This window comes from Streptomyces sp. NPDC049837 (assembly GCF_040674455.1).
In the GTDB taxonomy this organism is placed as follows: Bacteria; Actinomycetota; Actinomycetes; order Streptomycetales; family Streptomycetaceae; genus Streptomyces.
In genome coordinates this window covers 705923-730246 of record NZ_JBFAMP010000003.1, presented here as the reverse complement: position 1 = coordinate 730246, position 24324 = coordinate 705923, and the positions used below count along the sequence as shown (strand labels likewise).

At 72.3% G+C, this 24324-nt stretch carries 25 protein-coding genes; 9 read left to right on the top strand and 16 right to left on the bottom strand.

Annotated elements, in window-relative coordinates:
- Positions 1-123: 123 nt before the first annotated feature.
- Positions 124-450: an ATP-binding protein gene (locus AB0J57_RS11255; protein ID WP_366127789.1), complete on the top strand. Its 327-nt coding sequence runs from the start codon at positions 124-126 to the stop codon at positions 448-450.
- Between the two features lie 78 nt (positions 451-528).
- On the opposite strand, the gene AB0J57_RS11250 is transcribed toward AB0J57_RS11255, so the two are convergent.
- From AB0J57_RS11250 to afsQ1, 5 genes are all read right to left on the bottom strand, one after another.
- Positions 529-729, bottom strand: coding sequence for a PspC domain-containing protein (locus AB0J57_RS11250; RefSeq protein WP_073753831.1), 201 nt, complete (start codon positions 727-729; stop codon positions 529-531).
- A 79-nt stretch (positions 730-808) separates the two neighbouring features.
- The gene (locus AB0J57_RS11245) at positions 809-1423 is read right to left on the bottom strand and encodes a VanZ family protein (protein ID WP_366127788.1); all 615 of its coding nucleotides are present in this window, start codon (positions 1421-1423) and stop codon (positions 809-811) included.
- 54 nt (positions 1424-1477) lie between these two features.
- Entirely contained in the window at positions 1478-2092 is a 615-nt protein-coding gene (locus AB0J57_RS11240) for a hypothetical protein (RefSeq protein ID WP_366127787.1), read from the bottom strand.
- The gene (locus tag AB0J57_RS11235; protein ID WP_366127786.1) at positions 2079-3572 is read right to left on the bottom strand and encodes a HAMP domain-containing sensor histidine kinase; all 1494 of its coding nucleotides are present in this window, start codon (positions 3570-3572) and stop codon (positions 2079-2081) included. Before AB0J57_RS11235 ends, AB0J57_RS11240 begins: the two co-directional genes overlap by 14 nt.
- The gene (afsQ1, locus tag AB0J57_RS11230) at positions 3569-4246 is read right to left on the bottom strand and encodes a two-component system response regulator AfsQ1 (RefSeq protein WP_179166385.1); all 678 of its coding nucleotides are present in this window, start codon (positions 4244-4246) and stop codon (positions 3569-3571) included. Before afsQ1 ends, AB0J57_RS11235 begins: the two co-directional genes overlap by 4 nt.
- Before the next feature lie 149 nt (positions 4247-4395).
- On the opposite strand from afsQ1, the gene AB0J57_RS11225 reads away from it, so the two are divergent.
- Entirely contained in the window at positions 4396-5118 is a 723-nt protein-coding gene (locus AB0J57_RS11225; protein ID WP_366127785.1) for a SigE family RNA polymerase sigma factor, read from the top strand.
- A gap of 237 nt (positions 5119-5355) precedes the next feature.
- Here AB0J57_RS11225 and AB0J57_RS11220 read toward each other — a convergent pair whose 3' ends face one another.
- Positions 5356-6069 carry a uridine kinase gene (locus tag AB0J57_RS11220; protein ID WP_366127784.1) on the bottom strand — a complete coding sequence of 238 codons (714 nt, stop codon included), beginning with the start codon at positions 6067-6069 and terminating at the stop codon, positions 5356-5358.
- A 54-nt stretch (positions 6070-6123) separates the two neighbouring features.
- On the opposite strand from AB0J57_RS11220, the gene AB0J57_RS11215 reads away from it, so the two are divergent.
- Positions 6124-6486, top strand: coding sequence for a hypothetical protein (locus AB0J57_RS11215; RefSeq protein WP_366127783.1), 363 nt, complete (start codon positions 6124-6126; stop codon positions 6484-6486).
- Positions 6487-6568: 82 nt separating this feature from the next.
- Here the strand turns inward: AB0J57_RS11215 and AB0J57_RS11210 are convergent, their stop codons facing one another.
- From AB0J57_RS11210 to deoC, 3 genes are read right to left on the bottom strand one after another with little or no spacing between them, the layout of a single operon-like run.
- Complete coding sequence (locus AB0J57_RS11210) at positions 6569-7471, bottom strand: aldehyde dehydrogenase family protein (RefSeq protein WP_366127782.1); 903 nt, start codon at positions 7469-7471, stop codon at positions 6569-6571.
- A complete protein-coding gene (locus AB0J57_RS11205) occupies positions 7464-8897 on the bottom strand; it encodes an aldehyde dehydrogenase family protein (RefSeq protein ID WP_366127781.1) in 1434 nt (477 codons plus the stop codon). Before AB0J57_RS11205 ends, AB0J57_RS11210 begins: the two co-directional genes overlap by 8 nt.
- Before the next feature lie 5 nt (positions 8898-8902).
- Complete coding sequence (gene deoC, locus AB0J57_RS11200; RefSeq protein ID WP_366127833.1) at positions 8903-9868, bottom strand: deoxyribose-phosphate aldolase; 966 nt, start codon at positions 9866-9868, stop codon at positions 8903-8905.
- A gap of 251 nt (positions 9869-10119) precedes the next feature.
- Between deoC and AB0J57_RS11195 the strand changes: the two genes are divergently transcribed.
- The 3 genes from AB0J57_RS11195 to AB0J57_RS11185 all read left to right on the top strand — a co-directional run bounded on the left by AB0J57_RS11195 (position 10120) and on the right by AB0J57_RS11185 (position 12677).
- Entirely contained in the window at positions 10120-11349 is a 1230-nt protein-coding gene (locus AB0J57_RS11195) for a hypothetical protein (RefSeq protein ID WP_366127780.1), read from the top strand.
- Positions 11350-11468: 119 nt separating this feature from the next.
- The gene (locus AB0J57_RS11190) at positions 11469-12062 is read left to right on the top strand and encodes a class F sortase (RefSeq protein WP_366127779.1); all 594 of its coding nucleotides are present in this window, start codon (positions 11469-11471) and stop codon (positions 12060-12062) included.
- Positions 12063-12092: 30 nt separating this feature from the next.
- Positions 12093-12677 carry a PH domain-containing protein gene (locus AB0J57_RS11185; protein ID WP_366127778.1) on the top strand — a complete coding sequence of 195 codons (585 nt, stop codon included), beginning with the start codon at positions 12093-12095 and terminating at the stop codon, positions 12675-12677.
- A 3-nt stretch (positions 12678-12680) separates the two neighbouring features.
- Here AB0J57_RS11185 and AB0J57_RS11180 read toward each other — a convergent pair whose 3' ends face one another.
- From AB0J57_RS11180 to AB0J57_RS11165, 4 genes are all read right to left on the bottom strand, one after another.
- The gene (locus tag AB0J57_RS11180) at positions 12681-13871 is read right to left on the bottom strand and encodes a hypothetical protein (protein WP_366127777.1); all 1191 of its coding nucleotides are present in this window, start codon (positions 13869-13871) and stop codon (positions 12681-12683) included.
- A gap of 119 nt (positions 13872-13990) precedes the next feature.
- Positions 13991-15631, bottom strand: coding sequence for a phospho-sugar mutase (locus tag AB0J57_RS11175; RefSeq protein ID WP_366127776.1), 1641 nt, complete (start codon positions 15629-15631; stop codon positions 13991-13993).
- A 521-nt stretch (positions 15632-16152) separates the two neighbouring features.
- Entirely contained in the window at positions 16153-16977 is an 825-nt protein-coding gene (locus tag AB0J57_RS11170) for a purine-nucleoside phosphorylase (protein ID WP_366127775.1), read from the bottom strand.
- Between the two features lie 189 nt (positions 16978-17166).
- The gene (locus AB0J57_RS11165) at positions 17167-17604 is read right to left on the bottom strand and encodes a gamma-glutamylcyclotransferase (RefSeq protein ID WP_366127774.1); all 438 of its coding nucleotides are present in this window, start codon (positions 17602-17604) and stop codon (positions 17167-17169) included.
- A 139-nt stretch (positions 17605-17743) separates the two neighbouring features.
- Between AB0J57_RS11165 and AB0J57_RS11160 the strand changes: the two genes are divergently transcribed.
- Both AB0J57_RS11160 and AB0J57_RS11155 read left to right on the top strand, forming a co-directional pair.
- The gene (locus AB0J57_RS11160; protein WP_366127773.1) at positions 17744-19183 is read left to right on the top strand and encodes an NAD(P)H-quinone dehydrogenase; all 1440 of its coding nucleotides are present in this window, start codon (positions 17744-17746) and stop codon (positions 19181-19183) included.
- Between the two features lie 177 nt (positions 19184-19360).
- Entirely contained in the window at positions 19361-20326 is a 966-nt protein-coding gene (locus AB0J57_RS11155; protein WP_366127772.1) for a DeoR/GlpR family DNA-binding transcription regulator, read from the top strand.
- Positions 20327-20401: 75 nt separating this feature from the next.
- Here AB0J57_RS11155 and AB0J57_RS11150 read toward each other — a convergent pair whose 3' ends face one another.
- A complete protein-coding gene (locus AB0J57_RS11150; RefSeq protein ID WP_366127832.1) occupies positions 20402-20947 on the bottom strand; it encodes a helix-turn-helix domain-containing protein in 546 nt (181 codons plus the stop codon).
- A gap of 172 nt (positions 20948-21119) precedes the next feature.
- Positions 21120-22874 (bottom strand): biotin carboxylase N-terminal domain-containing protein, encoded by a 1755-nt coding sequence (locus AB0J57_RS11145; protein ID WP_366127771.1) that lies wholly within the window; start codon positions 22872-22874, stop codon positions 21120-21122.
- A 358-nt stretch (positions 22875-23232) separates the two neighbouring features.
- On the opposite strand from AB0J57_RS11145, the gene AB0J57_RS11140 reads away from it, so the two are divergent.
- Complete coding sequence (locus AB0J57_RS11140; RefSeq protein ID WP_366127770.1) at positions 23233-23679, top strand: hypothetical protein; 447 nt, start codon at positions 23233-23235, stop codon at positions 23677-23679.
- 31 nt (positions 23680-23710) lie between these two features.
- On the opposite strand, the gene AB0J57_RS11135 is transcribed toward AB0J57_RS11140, so the two are convergent.
- Positions 23711-24322, bottom strand: a complete 612-nt coding sequence (locus tag AB0J57_RS11135; RefSeq protein WP_366127769.1) for a Maf family protein — start codon at positions 24320-24322, stop codon at positions 23711-23713.
- Positions 24323-24324: the final 2 nt, after the last annotated feature.

The window sequence follows — 24324 nt, the reverse complement described above, 5'->3', positions numbered from 1 at the left end:
CCGCCCGCGAACGGCCGGGAATTCCATGACCTGGCCGTTTCGGGTGTTTGCGGGGGTCACGGAACGATGACTAAGTTGCAGAGCCGCTCATCTTTCCCCGAGTTCCCCCAAGGACGAAATTCGATGAAGCAGTCTGCCGCCAAGACCCTCGGTGTCGCCGCTCTCGGCGCCGCGTTCGCCGCTGCCGCCGCCGGCACCGCCTCCGCGGCCACCACGACGCCCACCAGCGCCGCGCTGGGCGCCGCCACCGCCACCGCGGTGCCGGTCCTCCAGTCGGCCGTCGAGCAGGCTCCGAACAACGCCACCGAGCTGCTGGCCACCGGGCAGGAACTGGCCGGCGCCGCCACCAAGAACGCCTCGCTCCAGGGCCTGCCCATCGACCCGGCCGCCGCGGCCGGTCTCCTCGGCGGCCTGCCCGTCGGCGGCACCCTCCCGGCCCTCGGCGCCTGAGTCACCGCCGCGTACGTACGCGAAGGGGGCGCCCACCGTCACAGGTGGGCGCCCCCTTCCGTGTGCGTAGGCGGCGTACTACCAGGCCGGCTTCGCGGCCTTCTCCGACGGCAGCAGTATCCACAGCGCCAGGTACAGCAGGAACTGCGGGCCGGGCAGCAGGCACGAGGCCACGAAGATCACGCGCATCGTCGTCGCGGAGGTGCCGAAGCGCCGCGCCAGCGCCGCGCACACCCCGCCGATCATCTTTCCGTCACGGGGGCGAACAAGTGCGGCCATGGTGGGCTCCTTCGCGGAAATGAGGTCGATGTGCTCCGTGACTTCATCCTCGCCCGACAGGCCGGGACAAAACGTCGGACTACGGGGCGATACCGACCCTGGGAATCCTCGGGGTCGCACCCTGAGAGACGTCATCCCTCAGGACCCCCACCCCACGGACGCCCGCCCCGCGCCCCCGGGCGCCGCCCCCGGCGGACCCCCGCCCGCGGCCCCCGCCCGGCCCCTGCCGGCGGCGCAGCCGCCCCCGCCACGCGGGCACCACCGCCAGGTGCGCCAGCGCCACGCCCGTGGTGTTCAGCAGCAGCGCGTCCACGTCCACCACCCGCCCCGGCACCGCCGTCTGCAACAGCTCGATGCCCAGCGACACCAGCGCGCCCGCCACGACCGTCCGGGCCAGCGACGCCCACGGGGAGACGGCCAGCCGGCCACCCGCCATCGGCAGCAGCACCCCGAGCGGCGCCAGCAGCAACAGGCCCTCACCGATCCGTCTCGCGGCCTCCACCGGGCCCATCGCCAGGTCGGCCTTGATCCCGGCCAACGGCTCCAGATTGGCCGCCGTCACCCACATCACGTCCAGCGGCCGGAGCGTCAGCCACCCCACGAGCACGAGATGAGCGATGAGGAGGATGAGCCCCGCCGCGCGGAGGCGGATGACGGCACTGCCGTCCGAACCATGACGCTGCACGCCCCCCAAGACGCGCCGACCGGCACGATCGGTTCCGCCCACCGGGGACCGGCCCCGCCCGGGTCAGGACGAGGGCCGCGTCGGGGCCGCCGAGTCCGGGCGCTCCTTCAGCCCGGCCGTGCACGCGTAACGCCGCACCGGATAGGGGCCCGGGCCGCCCAGCAGGGCCGTCCCGCCGTCGGCGGTCACGCCGTTCTCCGCATACGTGCACACGATCTGCGACAGCGCCGCCGCGGGCAGGTCCTCCGGCTGGCGGCTGAGCCGCAGCGACCCCTCGGGGTCGCCCTCACGCCCCGCCGACACGGTCAGCGGGCCCTGGACGGAGGTGGCGAAACCCGCCTCGCGCTCACTCGCCGATGGCTCCGCGAGGAGCTGGTTCAGCAGCGCCTGGGCCACCGCGACCCGGGTGCCGCGCGGGTTCTTGTCGTCGGTCCGCGGAACCGTACGGTCCACCGCCTCCAGGCCCGACGCGCACTCCAGGTACACCCGGACCGGCACCCCCTGCTCCCCGGCCTGTGACGCCACGTCCTCGCCCGACACGCTGCACGGCAGCCGCGACGGCGCGGCGCCCGCGTCGACCGGCACGGACGTCGTACGGATCCCGCAGCCGGAGACGACGGCGGCGAGCAGGGCGACCCCCGCGAGCGCGACCGCGCCCCGCCGCTCACGCACCCTCATCACCGCCACCCTCCTGCTTGTCTTCCCGCACCGTGTTCGTGCGCGACGCGTCGCGCGGCAGCCGCAGCACGAACACCGCCCCGTCACCGTCCGGCGAGTTGGCCGCCGTGATGTCACCGCCGTGGATCAGCGCGTTCTCCATCGCGATCGACAGCCCCAGCCCACTGCCCTCGGACCGCGGCCGCGACGCGCTCGCCTTGTAGAACCGGTCGAATACGTGCGGCAGTACGTCCTCGGGGATGCCCGGCCCGTGGTCCCGCACCTCGATGAACAGGTCGTCGTCCGCCGTCCGGACCGAGACGCGCACCGGCGAGCCGCCGTGCTTGAGCGCGTTGCCGATCAGGTTCGCCAGGACCACGTCGAGGCGGCGCGGATCGAGCCGCGCCATGATCCCGCGCTCGGCGTCCAGCTCCACCGCGTCCAGCCAGGCCCGCGCGTCGATGCACGCCGTGACCTGGTCGGCGACGTCCACGTCGTCCAGCACCAGCCGCGCCGTTCCGGCGTCGAAGCGGGTGACCTCCATCAGGTTCTCGACCAGCGTGTTCAGCCGCCGGGTCTCGCTGACCACCAGTTGGACGGCCGGGGCGATCATCGGGTCGAGGGCGTCCTCTTCCTCCTCCAGCACCTCCGTCACGGCGGTCAGCGCGGTCAGCGGCGTCCGCAGCTCGTGCGACATGTCCGCGACGAAGCGACGGCTCGACTCCTCCCGCGCGCTCATGTCCGCGACCTTCTTCTGGAGGCTCTCCGCCGCGCTGTTGAACGTCCGGGACAGCTCGGCCAGTTCATCCGTCCCCGACACCCGCAGCCGGGTGTCCAGCTCGCCCTCGCCCAGCCGCCGCGCCGCCTCCCCGAGCCGGTGCACCGGCTTCAGCACGGTCGTCGCCGCGGCCTGCGCGAGCAGCGCCGAACCGATCAGCGCCAGCGCCGTCGCGATCCCCAGCGACCACGCCAGCGAGTTCAGGTCCTGCCGCTCGGGCTCCAGCGACTTGAACATGTAGCCGGTCGGCCCGCCCCCGATGATCCGCGTGCCGCCCACGAGGTACGGCGTGCCGTCCCGCGTCGTCCGCTGCCAGAACAGGTGGTACGGGAACTCGTTGCCGTCCGCCACCTCCTGCCGCTCGTTCACCGCGAGCCGCAGCTCCTCCGGCACGTCGTCCAGCGTGAACCGGTCCGGGTCCGACACCCCCACGATCGGCTTGCCCTTGGCCCGCTCGCCCAGCAGCACCACGCCGTACCCGACCCCGCCGGACGACATCTCCTCGGCCGTCCGCCGCAGCTCCTCCTCAGTCGGCCGCAGCGGCAGCGTGGCGGCACGCCGCTGCATCTCCTGACGGAAGTCGTTCAGCGCCGAGTCCTGCGTGCGCTGAAGCACCGCCTCACGGTTCAGCCAGTACGCGATCCCGGACGCGGAGGCGGCGGCGGTGAGCGCGACGAGGGCGAAGACGACGACGAGGCGCAGCCGCAGACTCCCCTTCCTCACGCAGGCACGTCCAGCCGGTAACCCACGCCACGGACCGTACGGATCAGGGTCGGGGACGACGGGACGTCCTCCACCTTCGCCCGCAGCCGCTGGACGCACGCGTCCACCAGACGCGAGTCGCCCAGGTAGTCGTGCTCCCACACCAGCCGCAGCAACTGCTGCCGGGACAGCGCCTGGCCCGGGCGGCGCGACAGCTCCAGCAGCAGCCGCAGCTCCGTCGGCGTGAGCTGGAGGTCCTCACCGTTCTTCGTCACGGTCATCGCGGACCGGTCGATCACCAGCGACCCGAACGTCGCCGAGTCCGTCGACTCGCGCTCGCCGCGCCGCAGCACCGCCCGGATGCGCGCGTCCAGCACCCGGCCCTGCACCGGCTTGACGACATAGTCGTCCGCACCGGACTCCAGGCCGACGACCACGTCGATGTCGTCACTGCGCGCGGTCAGCAGGATGATCGGCAGTTGGTCGGTACGCCGGATGCGCCGGCACACCTCGAAACCGTCGATGCCGGGCAGCATCACATCCAGCACGATCAGATCCGGCCGCTGCTCACGCAGCAGTTTCAGGCCGTCCTCGCCCGTCGCCGCGGTGGCCACTTTGTGGCCCTGGCGTGACAGCGAGAGTTCGAGGGCCGTGCGGATGGAATCGTCGTCCTCGATCAGCAACAGGAAAGGCACGCCGTCATTCTGTCCCATGGGGGCGGGACAGTTCGACCGGTGGGGGCTGTGACAGGTCTGTGACAGTCGGCGGACACCGCTATGAAGTCGCCCGGGCAAGCTCATTGGCACACGGACCGAAGCAGACTCCAACCGACGGGGGGCGCGAGATGAACGCACTGCACAGCACCACCTCAAGCGCAGTTGTCACGCGTCTCCACGACGTCACGCGGAGCACGGAGAAGTCCGGCGCGGTGAACGGGCGGGGGTGCGTTCGCAGCGCCGGGCGTCAGCACAAGGCGCCCTACATGGTCGCCGTGACTGACGGGGCGACGGCGTACGGGGAGGAATCGGGGGAGCGGAAGAACCTCACGGAGGCGGAGTTCACCGCCTACGTGCAGGAGCGCCGCGCCTCCCTGTACGCCACCGCCTACCACCTCACCGGCGACCGGTTCGAGGCCGAGGACCTGCTCCAGAGCGCGCTGTTCTCGACGTACCGCGCCTGGGACCGCATCAGCGACAAGGCGGCGGTCGGCGGCTACCTGCGCCGCACCATGACGAACCTGCACATCAGCGCCTGGCGGCGGCGGAAGATCGACGAGTACCCCACCGAGGAACTCCCCGAGTCCGCCGGCGACACCGACGCGATGCGCGGCACGGAACTGCGGGCGGTGCTCTGGCAGGCACTCGCCAAGCTGCCCGAACTCCAGCGCACGATGCTGGTCCTGCGTTACTACGAGGGCCGCACGGACCCGGAGATCGCGGAGATCCTGGACATCAGTGTCGGCACGGTGAAGTCGAGCATCTGGCGCTCCCTGCGCCGGCTGCGCGAGGACGACGTCCTCAGCTTCGGCCGTGACGAAGAGGAGTCCTTCGGCCAACTCGTGGCCTGAAGGCAGGGGGAAACGGTCGCGGTCTCGGGGGAGACGGCGGCCGGCAAGCGGGGGGACAAGGGGGAATCGGGGGGGACCACGGGGGACAACGGGGTACGGGGGATCAAGCGCGGGGCCGGACAAGACGGGGGGTCTTGTCCGGCTCTGTGCTGTGCGCCTGAACCGGCGCGCGCTCTCGCGGAGGTGGTTGCTCGCCGCGGGGGTTGCTCAATGGCCGCTTGCGGTCGGAACAGGTCGTCAGGCCGGCTCCGGAGCCCGGGTGATCGTCGGGGCGCGGTGGCGGCCGGCCGCCGCGGCGGCGAGGCGGCCGAGGGCCTCGGCCTTGTTGCAGGGGTGGGCGCCCAGGGCGGTCTGGCGGGAGACGATCGAGCGTTCGGCACGCATCAGGCGCCAGCCCCGGCGCAGCAGGAACGGCACCGACTTACGGCCCTCGCGCAGGTCCCGCAGCAGTCGGCGGCGGAAGGTGGTGGACGGGCGGCCGCGCAGGCACAGCGCGTCGGCCAGGACGCCGAGCTCCTGGCAGCGGGCCACGATGTCCGCCGCGAAGATGCCCTCGGCCACGAACAGCGGGGTGCGCTCGATGTCGAGCACCTCCCGGTCGACGCGCGAGCTGGTGGCGATGTCGTACACGGGGACCGTCGTACGGCCGGTGGCGCACAGCTCCACCACGGCGGCCACGGCCGCGTCCGCGTCCCAGGACAGGGGGGAGTCCCAGTCGACGTCCGTGCTGCCGGGGACGAGCGGCAGCGTCGGGTCGTGACCCTCCTTGTAGAAGTCGTCGAGGCGCAGCACGGGCAGGCCGGTGCGGGCCGCGAGGGAGGACTTGCCGGAGCCGGAGGGGCCCGCGAGCAGGACGACACGCGTCGGGATCGGTTGGGAACTCACGGGACACCAGTCTGAACCATTGACCCGGTCGGGGGACCCCGTCCGGAGGCCGTTGGTATCCAGCATCACATCTCAAATACGGTGCGTACCCGACTCGTTACGCAGGTGGCAGGAGCTTCCATGACTCGTCATACGTTGCTGAAGGCCGGGCTGACCGTCTCGGCGCTGGGCGCCGCCCTGGGTGTCACGGGGGGCGCGGCGCACGCGGTGGTGCAGCCGCCGCAGTTGCCGCAACTTCCCAAGACGGACCCGCAGGCGGCCCTCCAGGCCACGATGGGCGCCGTCCCGCATGTGACCGGGGTGGCCAAGAACCTGAAGGTCAACCCGCTCGCGCAGACGGGGGTGGACCCGCTCAACAACGGCATCGGTACGCAGGTCAGCGACTTCAAGCCGGTCGACACGACGACCCTGACCGGCTCCGTGACCAACCTCCCGAACCTGCCGGTCGCCGGGCCGCTGCTGGGCGGGGCCATCCCCGGCTGAGGCCTGTCGTTCTCGCCGTACGAGAACGGCTCCGCCTCCCCCGGACGGAGGGGAGACGGAGCCGTTCGGCGTGGGCCGGCTCTCAGTAGGACGAGCCGGACGCGCCCAGGGAGCCCGTGGGGTGCCAGACCGTCTTGGTCTCCAGGAACGCGGTGAGGCGGTGCGTGCCCGGGTCGGCGGCGAAGTCCTCGCCGTCCACAGCCTGGGGACGCAGGACGCGCTTGAGGTTGTCCGCCGCGGCGACCTCCAGCTCGCGGGCCAGCTCGGCGTCCGCGCCCGTCAGGTCGATGGCGTTGACGTCCTGGTGCGCGGCGAGCGGGGCGGCGATCTCGGCCGCCTTGCCCGACAGGACGTTGACGACACCGCCCGGCAGGTCCGAGGTGGCCAGCACCTCGCCCAGGGAGAGCGCCGGGAGCGGGGCCTTCTCGGAGGCGACGACGACCGCCGTGTTACCGGTGGCGATCACCGGGGCGACGACGGAGACCAGGCCCAGGAACGACGACTCGCGCGGGGCGACGATCGCGACGACGCCCGTCGGCTCGGGGGTGGACAGGTTGAGATACGGACCCGCGACCGGGTTCGCCCCGCCCACGACCTGGCCGATCTTGTCCGTCCAGCCCGCGTACCAGACCCAGCGGTCGATGGCCGCGTCGACCACCGCGGCGGCCTTCGACTTCGACAGGCCCTCGGCGTCGGCGACCTCGCGGACGAACTGGTCCTTGCGGCCCTCCAGCATCTCGGCGATGCGGTAGAGGATCTGGCCGCGGTTGTACGCGGTCGCGCCCGACCAGCCGCCGAACGCCTTGCGCGCCGCGACGACCGCGTCACGGGCGTCCTTGCGGGAGGAGAGCGGCGCGTTGGCCAGCCACTTGCCCTTGCTGTCCTGCACTTCGTACACCCGGCCGCTCTCGCTGCGGGGGAACTTGCCCCCGACGTACAGCTTGTAGGTCTTGAAGACGCTCAGACGGTCACGATTCTCAGACATCGAGGTACGCCTCCAGGCCGTGGCGGCCGCCCTCGCGGCCGAAGCCCGACTCCTTGTAGCCGCCGAAGGGCGAGGTCGGGTCGAACTTGTTGAACGTGTTGGCCCAGACGACACCCGCGCGGAGCTTGTTCGCCACCGCCAGGATGCGGGAACCCTTCTCCGTCCAGATGCCGGCGGACAGGCCGTACTGGCTGTTGTTCGCCTTGGCGACGGCCTCGTCCGGGGTGCGGAACGTGAGCACCGACAGGACCGGGCCGAAGATCTCGTCGCGGGCGATGGTGTGCGCCTGCGTGACGTTCGTGAAGAGCGTCGGGGCGAACCAGAAGCCGGAGGTCGGGATCTCGCAGGCGGGGGACCAGCGCTCGGCGCCCTCCGCCTCGCCCGTCTCGGCCAGCGCCTTGATCCGGGCGAGCTGCTCGGCGGAGTTGATCGCGCCGATGTCGGTGTTCTTGTCCAGCGGGTCGCCGAGCCGGAGGGTCGACAGACGGCGCTTGAGGGCGTCCAGCAGCTCGTCCTGGATGGACTCCTGGACGAGGAGGCGGGAGCCGGCGCAGCAGACCTGGCCCTGGTTGAAGAAGATGCCGGTGACGATGCCCTCGACGGCCTGGTCGATGGGCGCGTCGTCGAAGACGATGTTGGCGCCCTTGCCGCCCAGCTCCAGGGTGAGCTTCTTCTCCGTGCCCGCGACCTGGCGGGCGATGGCCTTGCCGACGGCGGTGGAGCCGGTGAAGGCGACCTTGTTGACGTCCGGGTGCTCGACGAGCGCGGCGCCGGTGTCCCCGTAACCCGGGAGGATGTTCACGACACCCTTCGGCAGGCCCGCCTGGCGGCAGATGTCGGCGAAGAACAGGGCGGACAGGGGGGTCGTCTCGGCGGGCTTGAGCACCACCGTGTTGCCGGTGGCGAGCGCCGGGGCGATCTTCCACGCGAGCATCAGCAGCGGGAAGTTCCACGGGATGACCTGCCCGGCCACGCCCAGCGGACGCGGGTTCGGGCCGTAGCCGGCGTGGTCGAGCTTGTCGGCCCAGCCCGCGTAGTAGAAGAAGTGCGCGGCGACCAGGGGGAGGTCCGCGTCGCGGGTCTCCTTGATCGGCTTGCCGTTGTCCAGGGTCTCCAGGACGGCCAGCTCACGGCTGCGCTCCTGGATGATCCGGGCGATCCGGAACAGGTACTTGGCGCGCTCGGCGCCCGGCAGCGCCGACCACTTCTCGAACGCCTTGCGGGCGGCCTTCACGGCCCGGTCCACGTCCTCGGCCCCGGCCTGGGCGACCTCGGCGAGCACCTCCTCGGAGGCGGGCGAGATGGTCTTGAAGACCTTGCCGTCCGCGGCCTCGGTGAACTCGCCGTCGATGAACAGGCCGTAGGACGGCGCGATGTCGACGACCGAGCGGGACTCGGGGGCGGGTGCATACTCGAACTTGGTCATGGTGATCAGTCCACCGTCACGTAGTCGGGACCGGAGTAACGTCCGGTGGCCAGCTTCTGACGCTGCATCAGCAGGTCGTTGAGCAGGCTGGACGCGCCGAACCGGAACCAGTGGTTGTCCAGCCAGTCCTCGCCGACGGTCTCGTTGACCAGGACCAGGAACTTGATGGCGTCCTTGGTGGTCCGGATGCCGCCCGCGGGCTTCACCCCGACCTGTACCCCGGTCTGGGCGCGGAAGTCGCGCACCGCCTCCAGCATGAGCAGGGTGTTCGCGGGGGTGGCGTTGACGCCGACCTTGCCGGTCGAGGTCTTGATGAAGTCCGCGCCCGCGATCATGCCGAGCCAGGAGGCACGGCGGATGTTGTCGTACGTGGACAGCTCGCCGGTCTCGAAGATGACCTTCAGGCGGGCCGCGCCGCCGTCCTCGCGGACGCAGGCCTCCTTCACGGCGCGGATCTCCTCGTAGACCTTCAGGTAGTCGCCCGCGAGGAACGCCCCGCGGTCGATCACCATGTCGATCTCGTCCGCCCCGGCGGCGACGGCGTCACGGGTGTCCGCGAGCTTGACGTCGAGGGCGGCGCGGCCGGCCGGGAAGGCGGTCGCCACGGAGGCGACCTTCACGTCGGTACCGGTCAGGGCGGCCTTGGCGGTGGCCACCATGTCGGGGTAGACGCAGACCGCGGCGGTGCGCGGGGTGGTGCGGTCGGTCGGGTCGGGATGGACGGCCTTGGCGGCGAGCGCCCGGACCTTGCCCGGGGTGTCCGCGCCTTCGAGCGTCGTCAGGTCGATCATCGAGATGGCCAGGTCGATGGCGTACGCCTTGGCCGTGGTCTTGATCGAACGGGTACCGAGAGACGCGGCGCGCGCTTCGAGGCCGACGGCGTCGACGCCGGGCAGCCCGTGGAGGAAGCGGCGCAGTGTGCTGTCGGACGCGGTCACGTCAGCGAATGCGGGTGCTGTGGTGGTGGGCATGGTCACCACTTGAGCATATCTACGCGCGTAGCGACCTGTACAGCCCCGGAACGCCGGGGTGTGGAAAACCGCAGGTGGCCACGGGGGCAGTGAGCTCTGTCACGTGGCTGTGACATGGAGCGGACGCCTCCCGCACACAAGATCCATAACTTTGTTCACGCAGCCCGCCAGAACTCACCGGCCCCACCCGAACGAGCAGGCGGCATGCGGCTCTTCCTCATCTCATCCACTTTCGGTTTCACGGAGTCGTCATGCGTTTCGCCCTTCGCACCGCCATCGCCACCGCCGTCCTCGCCGGTGCCGCCCTCGCCCCGGTGGCCACCGCCACCGCCGCCTTCGCCGCCGATGCGAAGCCTGCCTCTTCGGATGCCGCCAAGCCGGTCACGCCCGGCGTGAAGCCCGCCGCCCCGGCGGGGCCCGCCGCGCCGGAGGCCAAGCCCGCCGCGCCGGCCGACAAGCCCGCCGCGCCGGAGGCCAAGCCGGGGGCGGAGAGCGACGGCAAGCGCGAGCCGGTCAGGACCGTCCAGCTCGTCGAGGGCATGTCCGCCCAGGTCTTCCGGGTGAACGGCACGCTGGAGGCCGACGTCCACAAGGCCGGCAAGACCCTGTTCACCCTCAAGGTGGGCGAGAAGCGCACGTACAACCGTGTCGAGGTCCTGCTGAAGGCCGACGGCCGGGTGATACCGCGCCAGGTCGACGAGGACATGGGCGAGCTGATCCGTACGGGGACCCTCAAGAACGGCACGTACGTCAAGATCTACCGCGTCACCTCGAACCACCACCGTGCCGACGCCTTCATCGACGGCGCCTCGATCGGCGTCCTGGACGCCGACGGCCGCTCGGTCGCCGGTCAGAACGACGTCCAGTACTTCGTACTCAACGCGGACGGCTCGACCTACAACTGGCTCGGGCTGGAGAACGTCGTGACGGGCGCCAAGCCGGGCGTGTACGACCTGCCCACCGGCCAGCTCATCAAGATCACCAAGGCGGACGGGCGTTACGGGATCTCCGCGTGCGACAGCAAGGGCTGCCCGAAGGGCGTCCGCTTCGTCGACGACACCGGCCGCGTCGTCCTCCAGACGCGCTCGACGGTCGTCGTCCTCGACCAGTCGGGAACGTTCTCGCACTACGTCATCGGCGGCGTCAGCAACGGCGTGGCCGTCTACGTCGGCGCAGACGTCCCGGGCGCGGACAAGGGCGGCGACAAGGGCGGCGACAAGAGCACGGACAAGGGCGGGGACAAGAAGGGCGGCGCCACGGCCACGCCCGCCGCCACCGCGACCCCCGCCGTCGTCACGGCCCAGGGCACCACCTCGCAGACCTCCGTCGTGCCCAAGGGCGGTGTCGCCGCCGGTGCCGAGACGGCCGGCGAGGGCGACCGGACCCTGCTGGTCGCCGCCGGGGCGGGCGCCACCGCGCTGTCCGCCGCCGGTCTCGGCTTCGTCGCCATGCGCCGCCGCCAGGCCGCCGGCCGGGGCTGACCCGAATCCACACGTGACCTGATCCATTGACCCGAGCAGGCCACATCCCACCCCCACGGGCGGGCCGCCGCGACACACCCCACGCGGCGGCCCGCCGCACTCGTTCCCAGGAGCCCCCGTTGAAGCACCGTCTCGCCGCCGCGCTGCTCGTCCTCGCCGGTGTGGCCGGCTGCGGCGCCCCCGCGGACACTCCCGAGGCGGCCACCCCGCCCGCCCACGTCAAGCCCGCCACCGCCCCGCCCAGGGCGGCCGCCGCGCCCATGGCCCGGTCCGAACCGGTGCGGGTGACGATCCCCGCCGCGGGCGTCGACACCGGGCCCGTACTCGCCCTCGGTCTCGCCGCCGACGGCACGGTCGAGGTGCCGTCCGTCGCCGACGCGGACAGGATCGGCTGGTACGACAAGGGCGTCACGCCCGGTCAGACCGGCCCGGCCGTACTGATCGGCCACTTCGACACCGCGAAGGGCCCGGCCGTGCTGAAGGACGTCGCCAAGGTGCGCACCGGCGATGAGATCCGCGTACGGCGCGCCGACGGCACGACCGCCGTCTTCCGGGTACGGGAACTGGAACAGGTCGACAAGAAGGCCTTCCCGACGCGGAAGGTCTACGGCGACACCACCCGCCCCGAACTGCGCCTCATCACCTGCGGTGGCGAGCTGGTCGACGGGCACCGGCCCGACAACATCATCCTGTACGCCGATCTGGTCGCGTGAGGACCGGGCCCGTGAGGCAGAATCGGCCGCATGACGACCCCACAGGAGCCCCAGTACGCCGACCGGTCCTTCCGCTCGACCGCGGGCATCGTGGGCGGTCTCCTGCTGCTCGGCTTCGCCGCCTGGATCGGCGGTGACGCGCTGCTCACCGGCGAGGGCCGGGTGCGCTGGATCGCCGTCGCGGGGCTGCTGCTGGTGGTGCCGCTGATCGTCGCGTTCACCTTCCGGCCCGTGGTGTACGCCAACGACGACCGCATGCGGGTACGGAACCCGTTCCGGACCGTCGACCTGCCGTGGGCGGCGGTCGCCGACGTGCGCGCCGGGTACTCCAGCGAGGTCATCACCCGGGACGGCACCAAGTACCAGCTCTGGTCGGTGCCCGTGTCGCTGCGCGAGCGCAAGAAGGCCGCGCGCCGCCAGGACCGGGGCGGGGCCGACGCCCAGGAGGTCCGCACCGCCGGGGCCGACCAGACCGTCGCGGACCTGCGCGACATGGCCGAGCGGAACGCGTCACGGCCCACCGCGCAGGGCGCCCCGCACATCCGGTGGGCGTACGAGATCATCGCGCCCGCGCTCGCGGGCCTCGTCCTGCTGGTCGTCCTCTCGGTCGTCTGACCGTCACGGCGGGCCCGGCCACACCAGCAGCATGTAGGCGCCCAGCCACGCCGACGACAGCACCGCCGCGCCCAGCACCAGGCCCGCCACCGGAAGCCTCGCCCGGCTCACCGCCAGCGCGAGCGGCAGCAGCAGCGGGAAGGCGGGCAGCAGGAAGCGGGCGCGAGGGAAGTACACCCCGCCGCTGCCCAGCACCACCAGCAGCAGCACCCCGCTGAAGACCAGGAGCGGCAGCGGCTGCCGGTCGGCCAGGCACAGCACGTACAGCGCCACCGACGCCACCAGCACCGCCGACACGGCCACCAGGAAGAGCTGGGGAGTCCGGTCGTACGCCAGCAGCTCGCGCATCCAGCGCAGCGTGCCCGCCCCGCCGTCCCAGGCGTTGCGCCACAACCGCTGCACGGCGAAGTAGCCGTCCCAGCGCCCCACCCGGGCGCCCACCCACGCCACGTACCCCAGCCAGCCCAGCGGGGCGGTGAGCGCCGCGACGAACGGCGGCCACGCACGCGTGCGGGCCGCCGCGACCAGGCCGGTCACCGTCACGGCGGCCGCCAGGGCGATCCCGGTGGGCCGCGTCAGCCCGGCGAGCACCGCGAGGGCGGCCGCCGCGTACCAGCGGCCGGTCAGCACGGCGTACAGCGCCCACGCCGCCAGCGCCGTGAACAGCGACTCGGTGTAGCCCATCCACTGGACGATCCCGACCGGCAGCGCGCCCCACAGGACGGTCAGCACGGTGCCGGCGCGGCGCCCGCACAGCCGGGCGCCGACGGCGAAGATGCCCCACGCCGCGACCAGCGAGAACGCCACCGCCAGGACCAGCGCCACCGACGCGCGCGAGCCGGGCGTGACCCCCGCGACCGCCTTGATCAGCACCGGGTACAGCGGGAAGAACGCCAGGTTGTTGGAGTCGTACTTGGTGCCCAGGCTGTCCTGGTACCCGTGGTCGGCGATGCCCAGGTACCAGTTCGAGTCCCAGGACGAGGCGAGTACCGGCCACACCCCGTGCTGCTTGAGGTGCGCCCAGCGGGCCAGCACCAGCAGCCCGAAGAGCCGCACGGCCAGGTACGCCAGCAGCGCGGGCGCGGCGTACCGCAGCGAACGGGCGGTCCGCTCCCGGACGCCCCCGCCCGCCGGGGACGGGGGCCGGCGTGACGCGGGGACGGTCGGGCGCGGGGTGATCACCGACGGCGGCACGGTGGCGCTCCAGGGGCTCGGCTGCGGTACCGGAACCCTGCTCGGTGGCCCGGCGGACGTACCGGGCCCCTGCGTCAAGTGCCGTACGAGATTCACCCGGACAGGGAATCCCTGTCGGCTCAGATGCCGGCCGCCGCCGCCAGGTCGCGCTTGATCGCCGCCAGGATCTCGTCGCCCTTCGCCCGGGCGTCGGCCAGCTCACTGGCGTGGGCGACCGGGACGACGACCTCCAGGTAGCACTTCAGCTTGGGCTCGGTGCCGCTGGGGCGGACGATGACGCGGGCCTTGAACGCGCCGTCCAGGTAGTACCGCAGGCCGTCCGTGGGCGGCAGTTTGTCCGTGCCCTTCGACAGGTCCTCGGCGGACGTCACGGTCAGCCCGGCGAGCGCGGTGGGCGGCTGCTCGCGCAGGCGGCGCATGGCGTTCGCGATGACGCTCAGGTCCTCCACGCGGACGGAGAGCTGGTCCGTGGCGTGCAGCCCGTGTGCGATGGCGAGGTCGTCCAGCAGGTCGGAGAGGGTGCGGCCCTGCTCCTTCAGCTCCGAGGCCAGCTCGGCGACCAGCAGCGCCGCCGTGATGCCGTCCTTGTCGCGGACGCCGCCGGGGTCGACGCAGTAGCCGAGCGCCTCCTCGTAGCCGTAGGCGATGCCCTCCACGCGCGCGATCCACTTGAAGCCGGTCAGCGTCTCCTCGTACGGCAGCCCGGCCGCCTCGGCGATCCGGCCCAGCAGGCTGGAGGACACGATCGACTCGGCGAAGGTGCCGGTGGCGCCCTTGTGGACCAGGTGGGCGCCGAGCAGCGCGCCGACCTCGTCGCCGCGCAGCATGCGCCAGTCGTCCTGGTGCGGGACGGCGACGGCGCAGCGGTCCGCGTCCGGGTCGTTGGCGATGACGATGTCCGGCTGGACCTCGCGGGCCTTGGCGAAGGCCAGGTCCATCGCGCCCGGCTCCTCGGGGTTGGGGAAGGCGACGGTCGGGAAGTCCGGGTCCGGGTCGGCCTGCTCCTCGACGAGCGCGGGCGCCGGGAAGCCGGCCCGCTCCCAGGCCGCGAGGACGACGTCCTTGCCGACGCCGTGCATGGCCGTGTAGACGACGTTCGCGGTGCGCGGGGAGCCGGAGGTCAGGACGGCGTCCGTACGCGCCAGGTACGCCTGCACGACCTCGTCCCCGAGCGTCTCCCAGCCCTCCTCGGCGCGCGGCACGTCGTTCAGGCTCCGGATCGCGGCGATCTCGGCGGCGATCTCCGTGTCGGCGGGCGGCACGATCTGCGAACCGTCACCCAGGTAGACCTTGTAGCCGTTGTCGCGCGGCGGGTTGTGGCTGGCGGTCACCTCGACACCGGCGACCGCGCCCAGGTGCCTTATGGCGTACGCCAGGACGGGCGTGGGCAGCGGGCGCGGCAGGATCGCGGCGCGCAGACCGGCGCCGACCATGACGGCGGCGGTGTCGCGGGCGAAGTCGGCCGACTTGTAGCGGGCGTCGTAGCCGATGACGACGAGGCCGCCGGTGTGGCCCTGCGCCTTCAGGTACGCGGCCAGCCCGGCGGCGGCCCGGATGACCACGGCCCGGTTCATCCGCATGGGCCCGGCCCCCAGCTCGCCGCGCAGCCCGGCCGTGCCGAACTGGAGGGTGCCGCCGAACCGGGCGGCGAGCTCGTCGAGGTCCCCCGCCTCGATGAGCTTGGCGAGCTCGTCGCGCGTCTCGGGGTCCGGGTCCTCGGCGAGCCACGCCTCCGCCTGCGCGATGAGGTTCTGCTGCACGGTGTCTGCCTCTCTGGTGTCGTACGACTGGTTGCGCTTACCGGTACCCCGGCGGGGTGCCCCCGTCCCGGGGCGACCACCCACCCCGACCGCAGACGGCGACGGCGCGGGTGGGGCCGTGCCCACCACCCACGGACCCGCACCCGGACGACGGCCGGGTGGGGCCGTGCAGGGTCGCCCCCGCAGAGGTTGGCGGCGAAGCGTGGGCTCCCGATCCCGTAACCCAAGGCCGCCGGCCTCGAGGAGGTGAGCCCGGAGGGGCCCCGCCCCCGCCCACGGGGGGTGGCCGCCCGGCCCACCAACCCGCCCCAGGGGTCACCGGGAACAGGCACCGCCCCAGGGGTCACCGGGAACAGGCACCGCCCCAGGGGTCACCGGGAACAGGCACCGCCCCAGGGGGCACCGGGAAAGGGCGCCGCCCCTGTCCCGTTGTGCCCACCCGTTCCGCCCTGCGGAACGACTGCCCACAACGGAGGGGGGCGGCGCGACGGCTGGAGCCGGATGCCCCGGACGGGGACCGGCTAGATGCGGTCCAGGACCCGGGTGAGGAGTTCGCCCATGCGGGCGGCCGAGTCGCGGCCCGCCTGGAGGACCTCCTCGTGGTTCAGCGGCTCGCCCGAGAGCCCCGCCGCGAGGTTGGTGACCAGCGAGATGCCGAGGACCTCCGCGCCCGCCTCGCGGGCGGCGATGGCCTCCAGGACGGTGGACATGCCGACCAGGTCGCCGCCGAGGACGCGGACCATGTTGATCTCGGCCGGGGTCTCGTAGTGCGGGCCGGGGAACTGGACGTAGACGCCCTCCTCCAGGGTCTCGTCGACCTCCTTGCACAGCGCGCGCAGGCGCGGCGAGTAGAGGTCGGTGAGGTCCACGAAGTTCGCGCCGACGATGGGCGAGGCGCCCGTCAGGTTGAGGTGGTCGCTGATCAGGACCGGCTGGCCCGGGCGCATGCCCTCGCGGAGGCCGCCGCAGCCGTTGGTCAGCACGACCGTCTTGCAGCCGGCGGCGACGGCGGTGCGCACACCGTGGGCGACGGCGGCGACGCCACGGCCCTCGTAGTAGTGCGTACGGCCCAGGAAGACCAGCGCGCGCTTGTCGCCGATCCGGTACGAGCGGATCTTGCCGCCGTGGCCCTCGACGGCCGGCGGCGGGAAGCCGGGGAGCTCGGTGACCGGGAACTCGGCTTCGGGCGCGCCGAGGGCGTCGACGGCCGGCGCCCAGCCGGAGCCCATCACCAGGGCGACGTCGTGGGTCTCGGTGCCGGTCAGCTCGCGCAGGCGCGCGGCGGCGTCGGCGGCGGCGGCGTAGGGGTCGCCCTGGAGGTGGTCCGGGGTGGCAGTTGCGTTCACAGAGTCTCTCGCCTCGCGAAGTAACAGTCGCCCCGGACCTCACGAGGACCGGGGGTCCGGGGGCCGGCCCCGGAAGAAAGCAGTACGCACAAGAGCGTAGCCCGAGATTGCCTACGCGCGTAGATGACGATGCCCACGGAGCTCGGATCGTTGCCTTGTCGTTTCCGACAAAGGCACGGTGGAGGCCCGTCAGCAGGGCCGCTTGCGCAGCTCCATCACGTAGTCGTGCGGCGCGCCCGCCGACTCGGCGGCGTCCGCGACCTCGCCCAGGTAGCGGGCGGACGGCAGGCCGCCCTCGTAGCCGTTGAGGACGTACACCCAGGCGGGCTCCTCGCCGTCCAGGGTGTCCACCCGCACCCGCATGCGCCGGTAGATGTCCAGCCCGACGCCCTCCCAGCGGTCCATGGAGTCCTCGTCCATGGGGGCGATGTCGTACAGCGCGACGAACACCTGGGAACGCGGGGCCTCCACGATCGTGGCCAGGGCGCCCTCCCAGCCCATCTGCTCGCCGCCGAACGTCAGCCGCCAGCCGTTGAGCCAGCCCGTGCCGCGCAGCGGGGAATGCGGGGCGCGGCGGGTCATCAGCCGCGCGTCGAGGTTGCCGGCGTACGCGGCGTAGAGCGACATGGGATCGAGGGTACGGGAGGGCCGGGGGTGAGCGCTGTTTCCCGTTGGAGGGCCCCGGGGGGAAGCACCGGGGGCCGTGCGGGACAATGGGGTACGTACTTGCATCCCTGCCGTGACGAGAGCGCGAGGCGTAACCCCTGTGACCCGGATCGTGATCATCGGTGGCGGACCCGGCGGATACGAGGCGGCCCTGGTGGGCGCCCAGCTCGGCGCGGAGGTGACCGTCGTCGACACCGACGGCCTCGGCGGAGCGTCCGTCCTGACCGACTGCGTACCCTCCAAGACGCTCATCGCCACGGCCGAGGTGATGACCAACTTCGACTCCTCCCACGAGGAGCTCGGGATCATCGTCGCGGACGACACCCCGCACATCGAGCAGGCCGCCCGGATCGTGGGCGTCGACCTCGGCAAGGTCAACCGACGGGTGAAGCGGCTCGCGCTCGCCCAGTCCCACGACATCACCGCCTCCGTCACGCGTGCGGGCGCGCGCGTGCTGCGCGGCCGGGGCCGGCTCGCGGGCCGTCAGGCGCTGGACGGTTCCCGCCAGGTGATCGTCACCGCCGCCGACGGTACGGAGGAGACGCTCACCGCCGACGCCGTACTGATCGCGACCGGCGGTCACCCGCGCGAGATCCCCGACGCCCTGCCGGACGGCGAGCGCATCCTCAACTGGACGCAGGTGTACGACCTGGACGAGCTCCCCGAGGAGCTCATCGTGGTCGGTTCGGGTGTGACCGGTGCCGAGTTCGCCGGTGCCTACCAGGCGCTGGGGTCGCGGGTCACGCTGGTCTCGTCGCGCGACCGCGTGCTGCCGGGTGAGGACCCGGACGCGGCGGCCGTGCTGGAGGACGTCTTCCGGCGCCGTGGCATGAACGTCATGGCGCGCTCCCGCGCCGCCTCCGCCAAGCGGGTGGGCGACCGGGTCGAGGTGACGCTCGCCGACGGGCGTGTCATCTCCGGTACGCACTGCCTGATGGCCGTCGGTGCCATCCCGAACACCGCCGGGATGGGGCTGGAGGAGGCCGGGGTACGGCTCAAGGAGTCCGGCCACATCTGGACCGACAAGGTCTCGCGCACGTCCGCGCCGGGCGTGTACGCGGCCGGTGACGTGACGGGCGTCTTCGCGCTGGCGTCGGTGGCGGCGATGCAGGGCCGGATCGCGATGTACCACTTCCTGGGCGACGCGGTCACTCCGCTCAATCTCAAGACCGTCTCCGCGAACGTCTTCACCGACCCCGAGATCGCCACGGTCGGTTACACGCAGGCCGACGTCGACGCGGGGAAGATCGACGCCCGGGTGGTCAAGCTGCCGCTGCTGCGCAACCCGCGCGCCAAGATGCAGGGCATCCGGGACGGCTTCGTCAAGATCTTCTGCCGGCCGGGCACGGGGATCGTGGTGGGCGGCGTCGTGGTCGCCCCGCGCGCCTCCGAGCTGATCCACCCGATCTCGATCGCGGTCGACAACAACCTGACGGTCGAACAGATCGCAAACGCCTTCACGGTGTACCCGTCCCTGTCGGGCTCGATCGCCGAGGTGGCACGACAGTTGCACACCCGGAAGACGACCGCCGAGGTGTAGTCCGGCCCGGCCGAGGGACAACACCCGGCAACCCCCGGCAAGTCGGGACATCGATCGGTCAAGGAACGTTCTCGGACGGGCCCGCCTATACCACCTGGCGGGCCCGTCTGTTCGCAACTTCCCGTAATAGGCGCATACCGCTGCAAAGAAACGGTCGCTGGGGTTACTGTCAGTTTCGTGTTCGCTGCAGAACGTCGCCAGTTGATCCTTGAAATGGTGCGTGCCAACGGGGCGGTATCGCTCCGGGAGCTCGCCCGCGTCGTCCAGACCTCCGAAGTGACCGTACGGCGTGACGTGCGGGCACTGGAGGCAGAAGGACTCCTCGACCGCCGGCACGGCGGTGCGGTGCTGCCGGGCGGTTTTACGCGAGAGTCCGGCTTCCCGCAGAAATCCCATCTCGCGACCGCCGAGAAGACGGCCATCGCCGACGTGGCCGCCGGTCTCGTGGAGGAGGGCGAGGCCATCGTGGTCGGCGCGGGGACCACCACGCAGGAGCTGGCCCGCCGGCTCGCCCGCGTACCCGGGCTGACCGTCGTCACCAACTCCCTGCTGGTGGCCCAGGCGCTGGCCCACGCCAACCGGGTGGAGGTGGTCATGACCGGCGGCACCCTGCGCGGCTCCAACTACGCGCTGGTGGGCAGCGGGGCCGAGCAGTCCCTCCAGGGGCTGAGGGTCTCGCGGGCGTTCCTGTCCGGCAGCGGGCTCACCGCCGAGCGCGGCCTGTCCACGTCCAACATGCTGTCGGCGAGCGTCGACCGGGCGCTGGTCCAGGCGGCGGCGGAGGTCGTCGTGCTGGCCGACCACACCAAGCTCGGTACGGACACGATGTTCCAGACCGTGCCGACGGACGTGATCACCCGGCTGGTCACCGACGAGCCCCCCGCCCACGACGACCGCGCCGCCACCGAGCTCCAGGCGCTGGCGGACCAGGGCGTCCAGATCACCGTCGCCGGCCCGGCACCCGGCGCCTCCGGCGCGGAGGGCGCCCCGCCACCGGGCCGCCAGGCCCGCCGTGACGTCCCCCTCCCGGGCCAGCGCGGCGGCCGCCACCCGGGCGGCCCGCAACTGCGCAGCGCGTCCCTCTCGGCGGACGCCCCACCCCCGGAGCGCGGCGCGAGGGTGGCGGACCTCCGCCGCAGGTGACGGGCCCGCCATCGGGGCGGTGCCGACGGCCGGGCGGCGCTGACCGGGGCGGCCCCGACCCGGGGCGCTCCGCCGTCACGCCTTGAGGCCCCGCAGCGTGAGCGTCAGGAGCCGGTCGGCCAGTTCCGGGTCGTCCGGGGACTGTTCGGCGGCCAGGGCGATCGCGTTGGTGAGCTGCATCAGGTCGTCGATCGACACGTCCGCCCGTACCGCGCCCGCCTCCTGGGCGCGGACCAGCAGGCGCTCGCCTGCCGCGCGCATCGGGGTGCTGCACTGCGACAGGGCCGAAGTCGTGTCGTGCGACGCCGACATGAGCGCGCGGGCCAGGCCCCGGTACTCACCGGCGTGCGTGACGATGGCGCGCAGCCACTCCACCAGTGCCGTGCAGGGCTGCTCCGAGCCGGCCAGGTCGCGCGAGCGTTCCAGCAGGGTGTGCAGCGCCTCCTGGAAGACGGCGTTCATCAGCGCGTGCCGGTTCGGGAAGTGCCGGTACAGCGTGCCGATCCCGACGCCCGCGCGGCGCGCGATGTCCTCCAGCGACGCGTCGGTGCCGTGCTCCGCGAAGGCGGCCCGCGCCTCGGCGAGCAGCCGCCCGTAGTTGCGGCGAGCGTCGGCGCGCATCGGGCGCGGCGTGCCCGGCGCCCTGTCCGCCGCCGTCCCGCTCGCCGCCGCACTCGTCACCATCGCGCCGTCCTCCCTCGTACCACCGCCGCCCTACGCCTCCAGGATGCCATCGCGGACATGGCGAGGGGCCCGCCGGTCATGTACCGACGGGCCCCTGCGTGCGACTGCCTCAGTCCTTGATCTCGCAGATCGCGGCGCCGGACGTCACCGACGCGCCGACCTCCGCCGCGAGGCCCTTGATCGTGCCCGCGCGGTGGGCGTTGATGGGCTGCTCCATCTTCATCGCTTCGAGTACGACGATGAGGTCGCCCTCCTTGACCTCCTGGCCCTCCTCCACCGCGACCTTGACGATCGTGCCCTGCATCGGGGAGGCGAGCGTGTCGCCCGAGGCGGCGGAGCCGGCCTTCTTGGCGGCGCGGCGCTTGGGCTTGGCGCCCGCGGCCAGACCCGTGCGCGCCAGGCTCATGCCCAGCGAGGACGGCAGCGAGACCTCCAGGCGCTTGCCGCCGACCTCGACCACGACGGTCTCACGGCCGGGCTCCTCCTCCGCCTCGGGGGCGGCGGGGGCGGCGAAGGGCGGGATCTCGTTGACGAACTCGGTCTCGATCCAGCGGGTGTGCACCCGGAACGGGTCCGAGGTGAACGCCGGGTCGGCGACGACCGCGCGGTGGAAGGGGATGGCGGTGGCCATGCCCTCGACCTTGAACTCCGCCAGGGCGCGGGCGGCCCGCTGGAGGGCCTGCTCACGGGTCGCACCGGTGACGATCAGCTTCGCCAGCAGCGAGTCCCAGGCCGGGCCGATGACGCTGCCGGACTCCACGCCCGCGTCCAGCCGCACACCCGGGCCGGACGGCGGCGCGAACAGCGTCACCGTGCCGGGGGCGGGGAGGAAGTTGCGGCCGGGGTCCTCGCCGTTGATGCGGAACTCGAAGGAGTGCCCGCGGATCGCCGGGTCGTCGTAGCCGAGCTCCTCGCCGTCGGCGATGCGGAACATCTCGCGCACGAGGTCGATGCCGGTGACCTCTTCGGTGACCGGGTGCTCGACCTGGAGACGGGTGTTGACCTCCAGGAAGGAGATCGTGCCGTCCTGGCCGACGAGGAACTCCACGGTGCCGGCACCTTCGTAGCCGGCCTCCTTGAGGATGGCCTTGGACGCCCGGTACAGCTCGGCGTTCTGCTCGGCGGACAGGAACGGCGCGGGGGCCTCCTCGACCAGCTTCTGGTGGCGGCGCTGGAGCGAGCAGTCACGCGTCGACACGACGACGACGTTGCCGTGCTTGTCGGCCAGGCACTGGGTCTCCACGTGCCGGGGCTTGTCGAGGTAGCGCTCGACGAAGCACTCGCCGCGGCCGAAGGCGGCGACGGCCTCGCGGACCGCGGAGTCGTACAGCTCGGGGACCTCTTCGAGCGTGCGGGCCACCTTCAGGCCGCGTCCGCCACCGCCGAAGGCGGCCTTGATGGCGATCGGCAGGCCGTGCTGCTCGGCGAAGGCGACGACCTCGTCGGCGCCGGACACCGGGTCGGGCGTACCGGCGACCAGCGGCGCGCCGGCGCGCTGGGCGATGTGGCGGGCGGCGACCTTGTCACCGAGGTCGCGGATGGCCTGCGGCGGCGGGCCGATCCAGGTGAGACCCGCGTCGATGACGGCCTGGGCGAACTCCGCGTTCTCGGAGAGGAATCCGTACCCGGGATGAACGGCGTCCGCGCCGGAGTCGGCCGCGGCCTGGAGCACCTTGGCCATGTCCAGATAGCTGGCGGCCGGGGTGTCACCGCCCAGGGCGAACGCCTCGTCGGCCGCACGGACGTGCAGGGCGTCCCGGTCCGGATCGGCGTAGACGGCTACGCTTGCGATCCCGGCGTCCCGGCAGGCACGGGCGACACGGACAGCGATTTCGCCACGGTTGGCGATGAGCACCTTGCGCACGATGGCTCCCTCCTTGAAACAAGCTGAGTTTAGGGACTGCCGACACGGCCTTTCGACCCGTCCCCAATGGTGAGCTTGCCCACACGGAGCGTGATTCGAGGCGTAGTGGAGTCGTGAAATCCCTTGTCGCACCACGTTACGCAGGGCTTCTGAACGGAACAGTAACCCTGAGGTGTGGCCAAGGTCTCTGTCTTCACGGCCAGGGCCGTATCCCGTTTCTTTGTGGAGTCCCTACGAATGGGCGAATGATTCTTTGCGGCGGTGTCAGAACCCTTGTCCGTAGGTTTACCAGTCAGTAGCCTGCGCGCTGTCGTCCGTACCGACTCGTCGGGGCAGGTAAACAGGCAGGGGAGTGCCCATGGTGACCCGCAGACCGATAGCTCTGACGGCCGGGATCGTGCTGGTCCTGGAGGCGGTGGGCCTCGTGCTGCTGCACATGGTGCTCGCGAAGGTCATGGGCGGTCAGCGGATGTCGCTGGACGGTCTCGACCCGGATCTGATGGTCACCGCGATCTGGATCATGGGCGGTGTCTTCGGGGCGTACGTGGCGCTCTGCGGGGCGCTGCTGGTGCTCCTCGGCGTGCGGGACCGGCCCCCGGGGCGTGCCGCGCGGATCGTGCTGATCTCCTGCGCCATCACGCACGGGGTGCTCGGCGCGGTGGTGGTGGGCCTGGTGGGGTGGGCGGCGTTCGCCTACATGATGGTCGTGCTGGGGCTCGTCGTCGCCTCGCTGGTGCTGTACGCGCCGGCGGACGAGGAACGGGAGCCCACGCCGCCGGTGGAGGGCGGCGTGGCCCCGGCGTGACGTCCCGGACCGTCGGTCCCACGAAAGACGGTCAGTCGCTCCACAGGTCGGTGATCGCGATCCCCAGCTCGGCCAGCAGGCGGCGCAGCAGCGGCAGGGACAGGCCGATCACATTGCCCGGGTCGCCGTCGATGCCGTCGATGAAGGGTGCCGAGCGGCCGTCCAGGGTGAACGCGCCCGCCACGTGGAGGGGTTCGCCGCTGGCGACGTACGCCGCGATCTCCTCGTCCGTCGGGTCGCCGAAGCGGACCAGGGTGGAGGCGGTCGCGGAGGCGTAGCGCTTGGCGGTCGTGTCGTACACGCAGTGGCCGGTCTGGAGGATGCCCGCGCGGCCGCGCATCGCCTTCCAGCGGGCGGTGGCCTCCTCGGCGTCGGCGGGCTTGCCGAGGGCCTGCTTGTCCAGCTCCAGCACCGAGTCGCAGCCGATGACGATCGCGCCGCTCGCCTCGGGTTTGGCGGCCACGTGGGCGGCCTTGGCCTCGGCGAGGGCGAGCGCCAGTTCGGCCGGCGTCGGGGCGGTGAACTTGTCCTCGTCGACACCGCTGACGATCACCTCGGGGGTGAGCCCGGCCTGACGCAGCAGACCGAGGCGGGCGGGGGACGCGGAGGCCAGGACGAGGCGGCGGCGCTGAGCAGCAGTCATGG

Coding starts and splice junctions, on each gene's coding strand:
- AB0J57_RS11185 (WP_366127778.1), top strand. CDS start 12,093: ATGACGACCCCACAGGAGCCCCAGTACGCCGACCGGTCCTTCCGCTCG.
- AB0J57_RS11255 (WP_366127789.1), top strand. CDS start 124: ATGAAGCAGTCTGCCGCCAAGACCCTCGGTGTCGCCGCTCTCGGCGCC.
- AB0J57_RS11165 (WP_366127774.1), bottom strand. CDS start 17,604: ATGTCGCTCTACGCCGCGTACGCCGGCAACCTCGACGCGCGGCTGATG.
- AB0J57_RS11135 (WP_366127769.1), bottom strand. CDS start 24,322: ATGACTGCTGCTCAGCGCCGCCGCCTCGTCCTGGCCTCCGCGTCCCCC.
- deoC (WP_366127833.1), bottom strand. CDS start 9,868: ATGCCCACCACCACAGCACCCGCATTCGCTGACGTGACCGCGTCCGAC.
- AB0J57_RS11205 (WP_366127781.1), bottom strand. CDS start 8,897: ATGACCAAGTTCGAGTATGCACCCGCCCCCGAGTCCCGCTCGGTCGTC.
- AB0J57_RS11140 (WP_366127770.1), top strand. CDS start 23,233: ATGGTGACCCGCAGACCGATAGCTCTGACGGCCGGGATCGTGCTGGTC.
- AB0J57_RS11210 (WP_366127782.1), bottom strand. CDS start 7,471: ATGTCTGAGAATCGTGACCGTCTGAGCGTCTTCAAGACCTACAAGCTG.
- AB0J57_RS11150 (WP_366127832.1), bottom strand. CDS start 20,947: ATGCGCGCCGACGCTCGCCGCAACTACGGGCGGCTGCTCGCCGAGGCG.
- AB0J57_RS11195 (WP_366127780.1), top strand. CDS start 10,120: ATGCGTTTCGCCCTTCGCACCGCCATCGCCACCGCCGTCCTCGCCGGT.
- AB0J57_RS11220 (WP_366127784.1), bottom strand. CDS start 6,069: ATGCTGGATACCAACGGCCTCCGGACGGGGTCCCCCGACCGGGTCAAT.
- AB0J57_RS11215 (WP_366127783.1), top strand. CDS start 6,124: ATGACTCGTCATACGTTGCTGAAGGCCGGGCTGACCGTCTCGGCGCTG.
- AB0J57_RS11225 (WP_366127785.1), top strand. CDS start 4,396: ATGAACGCACTGCACAGCACCACCTCAAGCGCAGTTGTCACGCGTCTC.
- AB0J57_RS11250 (WP_073753831.1), bottom strand. CDS start 729: ATGGCCGCACTTGTTCGCCCCCGTGACGGAAAGATGATCGGCGGGGTG.
- AB0J57_RS11240 (WP_366127787.1), bottom strand. CDS start 2,092: ATGAGGGTGCGTGAGCGGCGGGGCGCGGTCGCGCTCGCGGGGGTCGCC.